Raw genomic sequence first — 12,921 nt, 5'->3', positions numbered from 1 at the left:
CGTCCCTTAAAGCAGGATCGCCGCCCAGAAGGCGACTGTCAGGATGATGCCGATGACCGGCGATGCGATGGACCACATGCGGTTGCGGTCAAGTTCGTAACCCGCGCCGATATCCAGCACGAAGTGCCGCAGGCCGGAAACCATGTGCGTGAAGAAGGCATAGCTGACGCCAATCACGACGACTTTCAGCAGGATCTGCACGATGTTGGTCAGGATGGTTCCGCCATTCCAGCTCATCGCGCCGATATCGGCCCAGACCCAGGACTGGAACGTCGCATAAGCGTCCGGTCCGGCGGCCAGCGCGCCCAGCCACCACAACAGCAGCGGCAGGCCTGCCAGCGCCATGCCGTCGCCCGTGGCGCGATGCAGGATCGACACCAGCATGTGCGGTTCCCAGCGATAGACCTGGAGGTGCGGTGAGAGGGGGCGTTGTGCCATGTTCCATTCCGTTGATTGCGGCTCGGGCTTGCGAGCTATCTAGGTATGCGCACGCCTTAGGGTCGAGATGGCCAGACTGCAACGGTCCAGACGGTGCGAATTTTTTGTCGAGGCAAGGCGCGAGAAGCGAGCGATGCAGCGCATCGTGAGCGCCGAGCAACGCTGCATCGGCAGAAAATTCGCCCGCTGCCATTGGCGGTCGCCCGCACGAACCCGTTGGATGTCGTCGCTTGCTTGCGCGTAGCTCCACTACGCGACTGCGCAGCGCTCCTCGCCAACAACTTCGTGCGGGCGATCTGGATCATGGCAGTCTGGTCATCTCGACCCCCTCGCAATCGCTTGGCGAGGCAACCGGCCATCCCTATCGTCTTTGATATGACAGCCCCGAAAATCCTTCTGACAGGCAGCAGCCGCGGCATCGGCAAGGCCGCATTCGACCAGCTCACCGAGCGCGGTGCGACGGTGATTGGCCACGGCAGCCGCGCGTATGATCCCCAGACCATCGGCGCGGACCTCCGCGAGCCCGCAGCACCGCAGGCCCTGTGGCAGGAGGCGCTGGAGCGTGCCGGCGGCGCAATCGATGTATTAGTAAACAACGCCGGCCTGTTCGCCGCGCAGCCGCTGGACAGTTCCGACATCGAATGGCTGGACGGGTGGGAGGAGACGCTGCGCATCAACCTGACCGCCGCCGCCCAGCTGAGCCGCTATGCCGTGCGGCACTGGCAGGAACGCGGCGTGGGCGGGCGCATTGTCCACGTCGCCAGCCGCGCGGGCCACCGGGGCGATTCGCCTGCCCACTGGCATTATGCAGCGGCCAAGGGCGGGATGCTGGCGATGCACAAGACCATCGCCCGCGCCTATGCCGGCGAGGGCATATTGAGCTTCGCCATCACCCCCGGCTTCACGGACACCAGCATGGCCGGCGATTACCTGCAGAGCCGCGGCGGCGGCGGACTGCTGGCGGACATCCCGCTCGGCCGCGTTGCCGAGCCGGAAGAGATCGCGAGGATCATTGCCTTCTGCGCGCTCGACGCACCGCCCAGCATGACGGGCGCCACGCTGGATGCAAACGGGGCAAGCTACGTTCGATAGCTTCCCTTTTTGCAGCAAGCGGTTAAGCCCAAACGGAATGAAGACCCTGCTCCCTGCACTGGCCTCGGCGGCCCTGCTGCTCAGCACCGCCTGCGTCGCTCCGCAGAACGCGGCAGCTGACCCGTCCACCAAATCGCTATCGGAAGAAATCGACCCGATGACGGCACCATGGCGCGGCGGTCAGGAGGCATTCCTGGCGGCCTGCGAGGACTGGGACGAATGGGACAAGCCCGCCCCGCCCTTCCAGATCATCGGCAACACTTTTCACGTCGGCACATGCGGCATCAGCGCCATCCTGGTCGTCGGCCCGGAAGGCCACATCCTGATCGACAGCGGGACGGAAGGCGGCGTGAAGGTCGTGCTCGACAATATCCGCAAGCTTGGCTTCGATCCGGCGGACGTGAAATACATCGCCACGAGCCATGAACATCACGACCATGTCGGCGGCCACGCGGCGTTCGTGCGCGCGACCGGCGCAACCGTCGTGTCCTCCGAAGCCGGAGCCGAAGTTCTGCGGCGCGGCCAGGTCGGGCCGGATGATCCGCAATCGGGCGTGCATGAGGCGATGGAGCCGGTCGCGGTCGGCCTGGTGTTACAGGATGGCGAGACGCTGAAGCTGGGCGAGCTGGAACTGACGGCACACGCCACCCCCGGCCACACGCCCGGGGCGCTATCCTGGACCTGGTGGGGCTGCTCGCTGCCCGGAGAGCCGCCTGTCTGCCGCCGCGTCGCCTATGTCGACAGCCTCTCGCCAGTATCGGCGGACGATTATCGCTTTTCCGACCACCCGGCCTATGTGGCGCAATTCAGACAGAGCTTCGCCGAGGTCGCCGCCCTGCCCTGCGATATCCTGCTGACGCCGCATCCCTCCTCCTCCGCCATGCTCTCTCGCATGCGCGATGGCGCGCTGGACGACCAGGCGGCCTGCGCCGCCTATGCGCGCGCTGGAGAAAAGCGCCTCGACGCGCGGCTGGCCAAGGAAGGCGAAGGATCATGAGCGGCGGCTGGAAACTTGTCGCCCACGCGCCGCGCCAGCAGGTCGAGGCTGCGCTTGCGCGGCAGGCGGAGGACGAGGCCTGGAACCCAAATGTCACGCTGACCGGCTTCGAAATCGCAGAGGACCGGCCCGACGATTGGGTGCTGGAAGCCTATTTCGCCGCAAAGCCTGACGACGCGCAGCGCGCTGCCGTCGCTGGCCTGTTCGCCGCGCCCGTGCCCGATATTGCGGCCGAGGAATTACCGGACGAGGACTGGCTGACCGTCAGCCAGCAAGGTGTCGACCCAATCCGCGCGGGCCGTTTCCACGTCCACACGCCGGATCATCCCGCGCTCGTTGCCGAGTGCATCATCGACTTCTGCATCCCTGCCGCGCAGGCATTCGGCACAGGGCAGCACGAGACGACTGCCGGTTGCCTCGAAATGCTCGATGCCATGCATCACGAAGGTCGCCGTCCGCACAATGTCGCGGATATTGGCACGGGAACCGGCTTGCTGGGCTTTGGCGCCAGGGCGCTCTGGCCGGGCAGCGCCGTCATCATGAGCGATATCGACGCCGTGTGCGAGCCGGTGGTGGCCGAGAACGCAGCGATGAATGGCATCGTGCTCGGTGAGGGCCCGGAAGAGGTGCAGATGCTGATCGCGGACGGCATGGACCATCCGGCGCTCGTCAAGCGCGCACCCTATGACCTGCTGATCGCCAACATCCTCGCCGCCCCGCTGGTCGAGATGGCAGCAGACTTCGCCTCGGCCGTTACCGAAGGCGGTGACATCGTGCTGGCGGGCTTGCTGGAAACGCAGCAGCCGCAGGTCGTCGATGCCTATGCCGCGCAGGGGTGCAGGCTTGAAAAATGCCTCGTTCGGGGTGACTGGTCCATTTTGTGGCTGACCAAGCAAACCGCGTCCTGAGGCAAGGCGTGCCCGCCGCGCTGCTGCGCAAGCTGCTCCGCTGGGCAGGTCTTGCTGCGCTGGCAATCTCGATCGCGATCATTGCCTTCCTGATCGCCGCCTGGATCGGCAGCTCCATCCCGCGCAATTCCGACTGGACCGAGCCCGATACCGGTGTGGAGATCATGGTGGAAACGAACGGCGTGCACACCGGCATCGTCATGCCGATCGTGACGCCGCAGAAGGACTGGCGCGAGACCTTTCCCTTCCTCGGCCAGCCGAACCGGTTCGGCGAAGTGCCGACGCATGTCGCCTTCGGCTGGGGCGAGAAGCATGTCTTCCTGAACGTCCCGACCTGGTCGGATCTGGAGGCCGCGACCGCCCTTCGTATTGCGGCTCAGGGCGGTGACGGCTTGCTGCGTGTCATGCCCTACGTCCGCCCCGCGCCTTCCATCGACCATCGACCGGTCAACCTCCGCGCGGAGGAATATGCGCGGCTCGTGGCCAAGGTGGAGGCCACGCTGCCTGCCATCCCTGCGGGCGAGCGGCGCAAGGACCATCCCAGTTTCGAGCCCAATGCCCGCAATTATGATGCGGTGGGGCGTTACACGCTGGGCAATACCTGCAATCAGTGGGTCGGCGACACGCTGGCCCATGCCGGCATGAAAGTCGGCCGCTGGACGATCTTTGCAGGCGGCGTGATGAAATGGGTGGACGAACCACAATGAATTTTTCCCGGCTGTGCCGCCTCGCCTTCTGGGGCGCGCTGCTGTTCAGCTTCGTGATGGCCGTGCTGCCCCAGCCCCCCAGCGTTCCGGGCGACCCGACGGACAAGACGCTGCACCTGCTGGCCTTCGCGACGCTCGGCGTGCTCGGATCGCTCGGCTGGCCGGCCATGCGCTGGTGGGCCCTTTTCGGCCTGCTGTGCGCGTTCGGCGGATTGATAGAGATCGTGCAAATGATCCCCTCGCTGGGCCGCGACGCCCAGTGGAGCGACCTCGCGGCAGACTGCATCGCCGCCCTGCTCTCCACTGGCGGGATGGCGGCCATCCGGCACCTGCGGATTGCCCGGCGGGGTGGAGCAGGAGCCAGCGACGCTTGAATGCAGGCGATGGCGCGCCATCTCTTGAGACGAGGAGAGGGTAGGCATGGAATGGATCATCGGCATCGCAGTATTCGTGGCAATCCTCGGGTTGCTGCCATGGATGCTGTCCGACACGCGCAAGCGGCAGAAGAGGCGTGACAGCTCCGGCTCGGTCATGGCGGTAGGCGGCGCAATCACCGGTGTCTTCGAACCTGAGAAGGCCGCCGCCATGCAGGAAATCGAGACCCGCCAGCAGCTCGAACTGACGGATGAGGACGAGGCTGCGAAAGACGATCCGGGCGGTAAACCCGGAACCTGAGCCGCCCGCCAACGCTGTTGCCCCGAACCCCCATTCGAAAGGCACAGATCATGTCAGGCAAGACACTCCTCATCACCGGCGCATCCAGCGGTATCGGCGCAGCAACAGCAAAGGCCGCAGCGCACGCAGGCTGGAACGTCGCCCTGCTCGCCCGCAGCAAGGATAAGTTGGAAAGCATCGCCGGCGACATCGGTGACGGCGCGCTCGCCGTGGAATGCGACGTGACGGACCGCGAACAGATCCGGGATGCCATCGCCCAAACGGTGAGCCATTTCGGATCGTTGGACGCCGTGTTCGCCAATGCCGGCAAGGGGCTGGAGAAGTCCGGCATCGAGAACGGCGATCCCGATGAGTGGCACGACATGATCCACCTGAACGTGCTCGCCGTGCTTTACACCGCCCACGCCGCCCTGCCGGAGCTGCGCAAGACCAAGGGCCAGTTCGTCATCACCGGATCGAAGGCTGGGCGCGATCACATGAAAGGCAGCGTCTATTCCGCCAGCAAGTGGTTCATCCAGGGCCTGGGCGAGAACCTGGCCGAGGAAATGCGCGAATGGGGCGGCAAGTGCACCACCATCACGCCCGGCATGGTCGACACGGCATTCTTCGATGAGGCCAAGCCCACGAAGCTGCAGCCGGAAGACATTGCCGATGCGGTGGTGTTCGCGATCGAGCAGCCCAAGACGTCCTGCGTGCGGGAAATCCACCTGATGCCGAACGACTAGGCGCCCGCGGCGGGCGCTTTCGCAACCTCGTGATAGCGCCCGACGGCGCGGACCAGCTCCTGCATCAGTTCCATGCGCTGTCCGTTCGGTGCGGAGGTGCGGCGGATCATGGCCACCACGGTATAGGTCCGCCCGTCTGGCGCTGTCAGTATGCCAACGTCGTTATAGCCCGACTGCTCCCCGCCAAAATACTGGCCGGTCCCGGTCTTGTGCGCGATGGTCCAGCCATCGGGCAGTCCGCCCTTTAGTCGCTTAGGCCCGCTGCGCGTTTCCTCCAGCGTGGACAGGAGCAGTTCGGTCGATACGGTATCAAGCAGATTGCCCTCCGCCAGCCGGCCCAGCGCCACGGCCATCAGCACCGGGCTCGCGCCGTCCATCGGAGCGGAAAGGTAGCCTTCGAATGCTGCCCTGCGCCGCGCATCGGGTACCCGGTCACGCGCGTCGAAGAACTTGCCGCCGTAAGAAAAGGCTTGCGACCATTCGAGCCCGGCTATCGCGCTCTGCTTGGTCCGCTCGTCCGTGCCGAAGCGGATGGCGCCCAGCCCAGCGCCGTTCAGCCACGCCTGCACCGCCTCCGGCCCACCGACGCGGCGCAGCAGCACGTCATTCGCCGTGTTGTCACTGCGGGTCAGGGCGCGGGAGAGCAGGTCCGCATAATCGGTGGTGTAGCTGCCCTGCTGCCGCACGATGCTGCGGATCGGCTGGTAAAAGACGGTCAGGTCCGCGCGTCTGATGGTGACGCTGTCCTGAAGGTCCAGCTCCCCGGCGGAGGCCTGCGCCAGTGCCGCCATCGCAACCCAAAGCTTGCTGACGCTCTGCTGCGGATAGAGTGCGTCGCCCTGGTAATGGATGATGCGCCCGGTCTGGTTGTCGCGAAACGCCAGCCCGGCCTCGCCATCAAAACCTTCGCCCAGCGCAGCGATCTGCTCGGACAAGTCCTGTTCCGCCGGGCTCAACTTGTCCGGCAACGCCGGCGGCTCACGCGCGGCTGAGGTGCCCGGTCCGTCGACGGAGCGCGGCAAGGAGACGACGAGAACCGCCACCGCCAGGACCGGAAACAGGACGAAGAGAAAGCGAAAAGATTTCAGCACATTGTCTTAACGCACGGACGCCGGCGAATATCCTGTCTTGGCAACGCTGATATTACTGCGCGGCGGCCACGATGGCGGCCCAGCCCGCCTCGTCGATCACCTCGATGCCGAGTTCTGCGGCCTTCTTCAGCTTGCTGCCTGCGCCGGGGCCGGCGACCAGCAGGTCCGTCTTCGCGCTGACGCTGCCGCTGGCCTTTGCGCCGAGGCGTTCGGCCTGCGCCTTGGCTTCGTCGCGGCTCATGGTCTCGAGCTTGCCAGTGAAGACCACCGTCTTGCCCGCAACCGGCGAGTCCACCGTGGCCACTTCGTAGCGCGGCGGGTCGAGCTCGCTGAGCAGGTCTTCCCAGACCGCGACGTTGTGCTCCTCGTGGAAGAAGTCGCCCAGCGCCTCCACCACCGCACCGCCGATGCCGTCGATATCGGTCAGCTCGCGCGCCGCGTCTTCATCGCCGCCGCGGGCTTTTGCAGCGGCCTCCCGAAGAGCGGGCAGTGTGTGAAAATGCTTCATCAGGTCCCGCGCCGTCACCGCGCCAACATGGCGGATGCCGAGGCCGAACAGCAGCCGCGCAGCATCGGGCTCGCGCCGCGCCTCTATGCTGGCCAGCAGCTTGTCCACGCTGACCTCTTTCCAGCCTTCGAGCGCCAGGATGTCCTCGCGCCGTTTCCGAAGCCGGAAGATATCGGCCGGGCTTTCAAGCCAGCCAAGCGCAAAGAACTGGTCGATGGTCTTCTGCCCCAGGCCCTCGATATCGAGCGCGCCGCGGCTGACGAAGTGCTTGAGCCGCTCGGTCCGCTGCGCCGGGCAGACCAGCCCGCCGGTGCAGCGCACGTCCACCTCGCCTTCCTCGGCCACGGCCTCGCTGCCGCATTCGGGGCAATGGTCGGGGAACTGAAACGCATCGCGCTTCGCATCGGGCGTCAGATTGGTGACGACCTGCGGGATCACGTCGCCCGCGCGTTGGATCACGACGCGGTCACCCGGACGCACGCCGAGGCGCGCAATCTCGTCGCGATTGTGCAGGGTGACATTGGTGACCGTGACGCCGCCGACCAGCACTGGCGCAAGCCGCCCGACCGGTGTCAGCTTGCCTGTGCGGCCAACCTGGATATCGATGCTCTCCAGCGTCGTTTCGGCCTGTTCGGCGGGGAATTTGCGCGCGATCGCCCAGCGCGGCGCCTTGGCCACGAAGCCGAGCCGCTGCTGGTAATCGAGCCGGTCCACCTTATAGACCACACCGTCGATTTCGTACGGCAGGTCGGGCCGCGCCGAGCCGATCGTCGCATAATGCGCGAGCATTTCCTCCAGCGTTTCGCAGCGCCGGAACAGCGGGCTGACCGGCAGGCCCCATGCCTCGATCTGCCGTACGACCTCTTCCTGCGTGTCGCCCGGCACCGCGCTCGCCGCGCCCCACCCATGCGCCCAGAAGCGCAAGGGGCGCTGCGCCGTCACGCTGGCATCCTTCTGTCGCAGCGACCCTGCAGCGGCATTGCGCGGGTTGGCGAAGAGCTTTTCGCCCGCCTCGGATTGTGCAGAGTTAAGTGCGGTAAAGTCCTGTTTTGCCATGTAAACTTCACCGCGCACTTCGAACACGTCCGGCACGTTTTCGCCGGTCAGTTTCTGCGGGATATCGGCGATATGCTGCACATTTGGCGTGACGTTCTCACCCACCTGCCCGTCCCCGCGTGTGGCGGCCAGCACCAGTTCGCCCTTCTCGTATCGCAGCGAACAGGACAGGCCGTCGATCTTGTCCTCTGCGGTGAAGGCGATGGTCTCGCCCTCGCCCAGCGAGAGGAAGCGCCGAACACGCGCGGCAAACTCCGCGACCTCCTCGTCATCGAAGGCATTGTCGAGGCTCAGCATGCGCACTTCGTGCGTGACCTTGCCGAGCGGCGACGCGGCAACCTCATGCCCCACCGCCTTGCTCGGGCTGTCGGCGCGGATCAGGTGCGGGAAAGCCTTCTCCAGCTCAGCATTGCGACGCACCAGCGCATCGTATTTCTGGTCCGTAATCTCCGGCGCATCCTCGGCATGGTACAGCCGGTTATGCTTCGCGATCTGGCGCGCGAGCCGCATGAGCTCGTTGGCGGCCTCGGCTTCGGTCATAAATCAAGAACCCTCAGGTCAAATTTCCGCATCCAAGAGAGCATTCAAACCACCCAACGCCGACGCCGGTCGGTCACTTGCCAGCGGCCAGCCGTTCTTGAGACCACGAACGTGTTCCCGCCATAATGATGGTCGAGATCGACCTCGCAGCTATTCGATGCGGGACATTCAATTCTGGTTACTTTCGTATCGAATGCCTGTGATCCGTCAGGACCGTAGAAGTCGGTGAGCTCTGTGAACATGCCGAAATCGGTGCGGACAGTCTTGCTGCTGCATTCCGACATGGGCACCGGCTTCAGGATTGTTCGGCTTAAGAGGGCGTGCAGTTTCGGATAATCAATGTCCACTGAGTGCTCGATGCACAGAAAAAGCAGCATCGTAGTGTCATCGACGGCGAACGTACTCTCACCAAGCAGATCGACGGTATCAGCTTGCACCGCCGCCGCTAGAGCTCCGGTCGTGTTAGGATTGGCAGTCTTTTGTGATGCAAAGCCAGTTAAGATCCCGAGAAAAACCATCAGCAGCAATGCCGCAATGATATCGCGAGACGCCATCAAACCCCCTCCAACAAACGATCCGCCTGTGCCCGCGCCTCCGGCGTCACCTCCGCCCCGCTCAACATCCGAGCGATTTCTTCCTGCCGGCCGGCCTCGTCGAGCAGGCCGACGCTGGTGCGGGTGACGGTGCCGGTGGAGGACTTGGCGATCATGTAATGCGTCTGTCCGCGCGCGGCGACTTGCGGCGAGTGGGTGACGGCCAGCAGCTGCCCGCCATCCGCAAGGCGCGCGAGGCGTTCGCCGATGGCGCTGGCCACAGCCCCGCCGACGCCCCGGTCGATCTCGTCGAAGATCACCGTGGCCGCTCCGCCCTGCTCCGCCAGCGCGACCTTCAATGCCAGGATGAAGCGGCTGAGCTCGCCGCCGCTGGCGATCTTGTTGAGCGGCGCAAAGTCCGCGCCCGGATTGGTGGCGATGAGGAATTCCACGCCGTCCATGCCATGCGCGCCCCAGCGATCCTCGGGCAATTCCTCCACCCGCGTGCGGAAGCGGGCGGCGTCAAGCTTCAGCGGGGCGAGTTCGGCGGCGACAGCCTTGTCCAGCTTCGCAGCAGCCTTGCTGCGCGCATCGTGCAGTTTCGCGGCCTTGGCGCGGTAGGTGTCGCCTGCCTTGCGCTCTGCGGCCTCAAGATCCGCCAGCGCGGCATCGCCTGCCTCGATGTCATCCAGCGCGGCGCGCAGTTCGCGCATCTTGGCGGGCAATTCGTCCGCCGTGCAGCCATGCTTGCGGGCGAGCGCGCGCAATTCGAACAGGCGCGTTTCGATGCGGTCCAGCTCCAGCGGGTCGTGCGTCATGGCCTCGGCAGCGGCGGCGAGCTTTTCCTCCGCCTCCCCCGCCTCGATCACCGCCCGGTCAAGCGAGGCGAGCGCCTCTGCCAGCAGGGCATGTTCGCCCGCGATTCGGTCAAGCCGGCGCGCCGCACTGCGCAATGTGGCGAGCGCTGAATCGCTGCCGTCCCACATCACACGCAGCTCCTCGAGGTCGCCGGACAGCTTTTCGCCCTTCTGCATGTCGCTGCGCGCCCCGGCGAGTTGTTCTTCCTCGCCCTCCTCCGGCTCAATGGCAGTGAGTTCGCCCAGATGCGCCACCAGCAGGTCCTGCTCCGCCTTGGCCTGCGCGATATCGGCCCTGGCCTCCGATAAAGCACCCCGCGCCTGCTCCCACGCGCGCCATGCCGCTGCAACGCCCGCCGTATCCGCGGCCGCGTAGCGATCGAGCAGGGCACGGTGGCCGCGCGGATTCACAAGGCCGCGATCGTCATGCTGTCCGTGCAGTTCCACGAGCGCCGCCGCGAGCTGTCGCAGCAGCGCCACGCCGACGGGCTGGTCGTTCACGAAAGCCTTGCTGCCGCCATCCGCCTTCAGGCTGCGGCGCACGATCAGCGGCTCGCCCGGCTCGATCTCCACATCGGCATCGTCCAGCGCCTCTGCCAGTGCCTGCGGGAGGGTAGCAAACTCGAACGTACCGCTGGCGCTCGCCTTGTCCGCCCCGGCGCGCACCAGGCCGCTGTCCGCGCGGTTGCCCAGCACCAGCCCGAGCGCATCCAGCAGGATGGACTTGCCCGCGCCCGTCTCGCCCGTGAGCACGCCGAGGCCAGGCCCGAAATCGAGGTCCAGCGCCTCTATCAGCACGATATTCCGGATGGATAGCCGCGTCAGCATCTTGGCTGTGGGACATAAGGCGAACGGGGGCGCGGGGCAATGCGGGTGGCGCAATCTCAACGCGATATTAACGCCTATCTGTCGGAATATCCGCAGAGGGGATGGCATGTCCGTGTTGGTTATCAGGTCGCACAAACGCTACGCCACGCGGCGGGTGGTGACGCTCGTGCGCAAGCGGCGTGCGAATGTCCAGGCGCTGATGATCGAGCTTTCCAGCCAGGGCTGCCGCCTGTCGGGCCTCGGCCGGGCGAAGCTGGACGAAGGCGACCTGGTGACGCTGCTGGTGGGTGAGGACACGTCCTGGTCCGCGCGCGTGCGCTGGGCGCATGACGGTGTGGCCGGCCTCAGGCTGGAGCGCACGCTCTACAAGCATGAACTGGAAGCCGTGCTCCAGCAGCGCGGCAGCATGCGCAGCTACGGCACCTGAGCCGCGACGGCGCGCAGCCAGCGGCGCGCCTCAATTGCTGGCGAGCAGTTCCGGAGCCTTGTCACCGATCAACGCGTAAGCCCGCTCGTACCATTCGCTGCCCGGATAGTTCGCGCCCAGCACTGCGGCATAGCGCTTCGCTTCCATCGGCACGCCCAGCGCCAGGCTGGTTTCCGTCAGGCGGTACAGCGCCTCGGGCGCATGGCTGGTGGTCTGGTAGGTCTCGATCACGTTCTGGAAGCGGATCTGCGCTGCCAGCCACTTGCCGCTGCGCTGGTAGTAACGGCCGATTTCCATTTCCTTGCCGGCCAGGTGATCGTTCACCAGGTCGATCTTCAGGCGGGCATCGGCAGCATATTCGCTGTCCGGATAGCGGCGCGTCACTTCGGTCAGCGCGGCGAGCGCCAGGCGCGTGGTGCGCTGGTCGCGCTGGATATCGCTGATCTGCTCGTAATAGCTCATCGCGATCAGGTAATAGGCGTAGGGCGCATCCTTGTTACCCGGGTGGATCTGCAGGAAGCGCGTGGCCGCCCCGATCGACTCGTTGTAATCGCCCTGCGCGTAATAGGTGAAGGCGCTCATCAGCTGCGCGCGGCGTGCCCATTCGGAGTAGGGGTGCTGGCGCTCCACCTCGTCGAACAGGCCGGCCGCCATCTTGTAATCGCCCGCATCGAGCCGCGCCTTGGCCGCTGCGTAGAGCGTCTCCACATCGCGCGCCACATAGGCAGTGTCCTTCATGTCGCTGCCCCCGCCGCCGCTGGCGCAGGCGGACAGTGCGGTTGCCGAGAGGGTGGCAGCGATGATGGCGCGAGCTCGTGTTCCGGCGCGGCGCGAAGTGGGAAGTGCAATCATGCGGGCCGCTATAACCAGCGCCTGCGTGAACGCCAAGTGAAGATGCCGCGCCGCGCAAAGCGCTCCACAATCGGCAAGGAACGGCGCGAGCGTTCCGTTCAGGCTCGAAGGCGCGAAGCTGAAAGGTGTTACAGGTGTTACACAGTCCAGGGGAGGAAAAGCGGGCGCGGGGCGCGCCGGTGCCGGAGCGCGGAATTGTGCGGTAGCAGGGGCGGCGCAGCGGGTCATGGGAGCGGCGGTAGGGAGCCCGCCGGGTGTAGGAAAGCGGCTCGGCTCGGCGTCGCAGGATACCTCCAGTTCAGTCCGCGAAGCGGACCGCTGGGCCGGAATCGAAGCGAAGCGGAGATGGCCAAAGGCCACCTGCACGGTCGCCCGAGCTTATGCGAGGGGGTCGGAGCCAAAAGCGGAGACGGCGCGAAGCGCCAACCAAGCGAGCCGGGAGTAGAAGACGGGCTAACCCACCGCTCGCGCCCGCAGGGCTGGACCAAGGGCGAGCCGAAGGTTGAGGAGGATGAGGAGCAGCCGAGGGTGCGGAAGCTCAAGGACGATAGCTATGACTGAAATTGGGGTCCAAGATCCCCCTCCCGCCTGCGGGAGGGGCGGCGAGACTTGGACGCGTCAGCGGCCTAGTCGCAGCGGGGTGGGCCACCGCAACCGCAGTGGCTCCGCGCCCACCCCCAACCCCTC

14 protein-coding genes are annotated in these 12,921 nt (G+C 65.8%); 8 read left to right on the top strand and 6 right to left on the bottom strand.

Annotation, left to right across the window (positions count from 1 at the left end; all coding sequences use genetic code 11):
* Positions 1-6: 6 nt before the first annotated feature.
* Positions 7-438 (bottom strand): succinate dehydrogenase, cytochrome b556 subunit, encoded by a 432-nt coding sequence (gene sdhC / locus A6F65_RS07415; RefSeq protein ID WP_067787343.1) that lies wholly within the window; start codon positions 436-438, stop codon positions 7-9.
* A 375-nt stretch (positions 439-813) separates the two neighbouring features.
* On the opposite strand from sdhC, the gene A6F65_RS07410 reads away from it, so the two are divergent.
* From A6F65_RS07410 to A6F65_RS07380, 7 genes are read left to right on the top strand one after another with little or no spacing between them, the layout of a single operon-like run.
* Complete coding sequence (locus A6F65_RS07410; protein WP_067787339.1) at positions 814-1,530, top strand: SDR family NAD(P)-dependent oxidoreductase; 717 nt, start codon at positions 814-816, stop codon at positions 1,528-1,530.
* A gap of 37 nt (positions 1,531-1,567) precedes the next feature.
* The gene (gene bla, locus A6F65_RS07405) at positions 1,568-2,527 is read left to right on the top strand and encodes a subclass B3 metallo-beta-lactamase (protein WP_067787337.1); all 960 of its coding nucleotides are present in this window, start codon (positions 1,568-1,570) and stop codon (positions 2,525-2,527) included.
* Positions 2,524-3,435: a 50S ribosomal protein L11 methyltransferase gene (locus tag A6F65_RS07400; protein WP_067787335.1), complete on the top strand. Its 912-nt coding sequence runs from the start codon at positions 2,524-2,526 to the stop codon at positions 3,433-3,435. Before bla ends, A6F65_RS07400 begins: the two co-directional genes overlap by 4 nt.
* Positions 3,408-4,142: a DUF2459 domain-containing protein gene (locus tag A6F65_RS07395; RefSeq protein WP_237164789.1), complete on the top strand. Its 735-nt coding sequence runs from the start codon at positions 3,408-3,410 to the stop codon at positions 4,140-4,142. Before A6F65_RS07400 ends, A6F65_RS07395 begins: the two co-directional genes overlap by 28 nt.
* Positions 4,139-4,516, top strand: coding sequence for a VanZ family protein (locus tag A6F65_RS07390; protein ID WP_067787333.1), 378 nt, complete (start codon positions 4,139-4,141; stop codon positions 4,514-4,516). The genes A6F65_RS07395 and A6F65_RS07390 overlap by 4 nt, the downstream gene beginning before the upstream one ends.
* Before the next feature lie 46 nt (positions 4,517-4,562).
* Positions 4,563-4,817: a hypothetical protein gene (locus A6F65_RS07385; protein ID WP_067787331.1), complete on the top strand. Its 255-nt coding sequence runs from the start codon at positions 4,563-4,565 to the stop codon at positions 4,815-4,817.
* A gap of 50 nt (positions 4,818-4,867) precedes the next feature.
* Positions 4,868-5,542: an SDR family oxidoreductase gene (locus tag A6F65_RS07380; RefSeq protein ID WP_067787328.1), complete on the top strand. Its 675-nt coding sequence runs from the start codon at positions 4,868-4,870 to the stop codon at positions 5,540-5,542.
* Here the strand turns inward: A6F65_RS07380 and A6F65_RS07375 are convergent.
* From A6F65_RS07375 to recN, 4 genes are all read right to left on the bottom strand, one after another.
* Entirely contained in the window at positions 5,539-6,585 is a 1,047-nt protein-coding gene (locus A6F65_RS07375; RefSeq protein WP_237164788.1) for a serine hydrolase, read from the bottom strand. The two genes, A6F65_RS07380 and A6F65_RS07375, sit on opposite strands and share 4 nt — an antisense overlap.
* 100 nt (positions 6,586-6,685) lie before the next feature.
* Positions 6,686-8,737, bottom strand: coding sequence for an NAD-dependent DNA ligase LigA (gene ligA / locus A6F65_RS07370; RefSeq protein WP_067787322.1), 2,052 nt, complete (start codon positions 8,735-8,737; stop codon positions 6,686-6,688).
* A gap of 44 nt (positions 8,738-8,781) precedes the next feature.
* Positions 8,782-9,291, bottom strand: a complete 510-nt coding sequence (locus tag A6F65_RS07365; RefSeq protein ID WP_067787319.1) for a hypothetical protein — start codon at positions 9,289-9,291, stop codon at positions 8,782-8,784.
* Positions 9,291-10,955, bottom strand: coding sequence for a DNA repair protein RecN (gene recN / locus A6F65_RS07360; protein ID WP_067787316.1), 1,665 nt, complete (start codon positions 10,953-10,955; stop codon positions 9,291-9,293). Before recN ends, A6F65_RS07365 begins: the two co-directional genes overlap by 1 nt.
* 106 nt (positions 10,956-11,061) lie before the next feature.
* Here recN and A6F65_RS07355 point away from each other — a divergent pair, with 106 nt between their 5' ends.
* The gene (locus A6F65_RS07355; RefSeq protein WP_067787313.1) at positions 11,062-11,382 is read left to right on the top strand and encodes a PilZ domain-containing protein; all 321 of its coding nucleotides are present in this window, start codon (positions 11,062-11,064) and stop codon (positions 11,380-11,382) included.
* Between the two features lie 30 nt (positions 11,383-11,412).
* Here the strand turns inward: A6F65_RS07355 and A6F65_RS07350 are convergent, their stop codons facing one another.
* Positions 11,413-12,234, bottom strand: coding sequence for an outer membrane protein assembly factor BamD (locus tag A6F65_RS07350; RefSeq protein WP_067790279.1), 822 nt, complete (start codon positions 12,232-12,234; stop codon positions 11,413-11,415).
* Between the last annotated feature and the right edge of the window lie 687 nt (positions 12,235-12,921).

The organism is Paraurantiacibacter namhicola (genome assembly GCF_001687545.1).
GTDB lineage: Bacteria > Pseudomonadota > Alphaproteobacteria > Sphingomonadales > Sphingomonadaceae > Paraurantiacibacter > Paraurantiacibacter namhicola.
The sequence above is the reverse complement of the archived record's forward strand: the minus strand, read 5'-3'. Positions and strand labels throughout refer to the sequence as shown.

Coding starts and splice junctions, on each gene's coding strand:
- bla (WP_067787337.1), top strand. CDS start 1,568: ATGAAGACCCTGCTCCCTGCACTGGCCTCGGCGGCCCTGCTGCTCAGC.
- A6F65_RS07410 (WP_067787339.1), top strand. CDS start 814: ATGACAGCCCCGAAAATCCTTCTGACAGGCAGCAGCCGCGGCATCGGC.
- recN (WP_067787316.1), bottom strand. CDS start 10,955: ATGCTGACGCGGCTATCCATCCGGAATATCGTGCTGATAGAGGCGCTG.
- A6F65_RS07400 (WP_067787335.1), top strand. CDS start 2,524: ATGAGCGGCGGCTGGAAACTTGTCGCCCACGCGCCGCGCCAGCAGGTC.
- A6F65_RS07380 (WP_067787328.1), top strand. CDS start 4,868: ATGTCAGGCAAGACACTCCTCATCACCGGCGCATCCAGCGGTATCGGC.
- ligA (WP_067787322.1), bottom strand. CDS start 8,737: ATGACCGAAGCCGAGGCCGCCAACGAGCTCATGCGGCTCGCGCGCCAG.
- sdhC (WP_067787343.1), bottom strand. CDS start 438: ATGGCACAACGCCCCCTCTCACCGCACCTCCAGGTCTATCGCTGGGAA.
- A6F65_RS07385 (WP_067787331.1), top strand. CDS start 4,563: ATGGAATGGATCATCGGCATCGCAGTATTCGTGGCAATCCTCGGGTTG.
- A6F65_RS07355 (WP_067787313.1), top strand. CDS start 11,062: ATGTCCGTGTTGGTTATCAGGTCGCACAAACGCTACGCCACGCGGCGG.
- A6F65_RS07365 (WP_067787319.1), bottom strand. CDS start 9,291: ATGGCGTCTCGCGATATCATTGCGGCATTGCTGCTGATGGTTTTTCTC.
- A6F65_RS07350 (WP_067790279.1), bottom strand. CDS start 12,234: ATGATTGCACTTCCCACTTCGCGCCGCGCCGGAACACGAGCTCGCGCC.
- A6F65_RS07390 (WP_067787333.1), top strand. CDS start 4,139: ATGAATTTTTCCCGGCTGTGCCGCCTCGCCTTCTGGGGCGCGCTGCTG.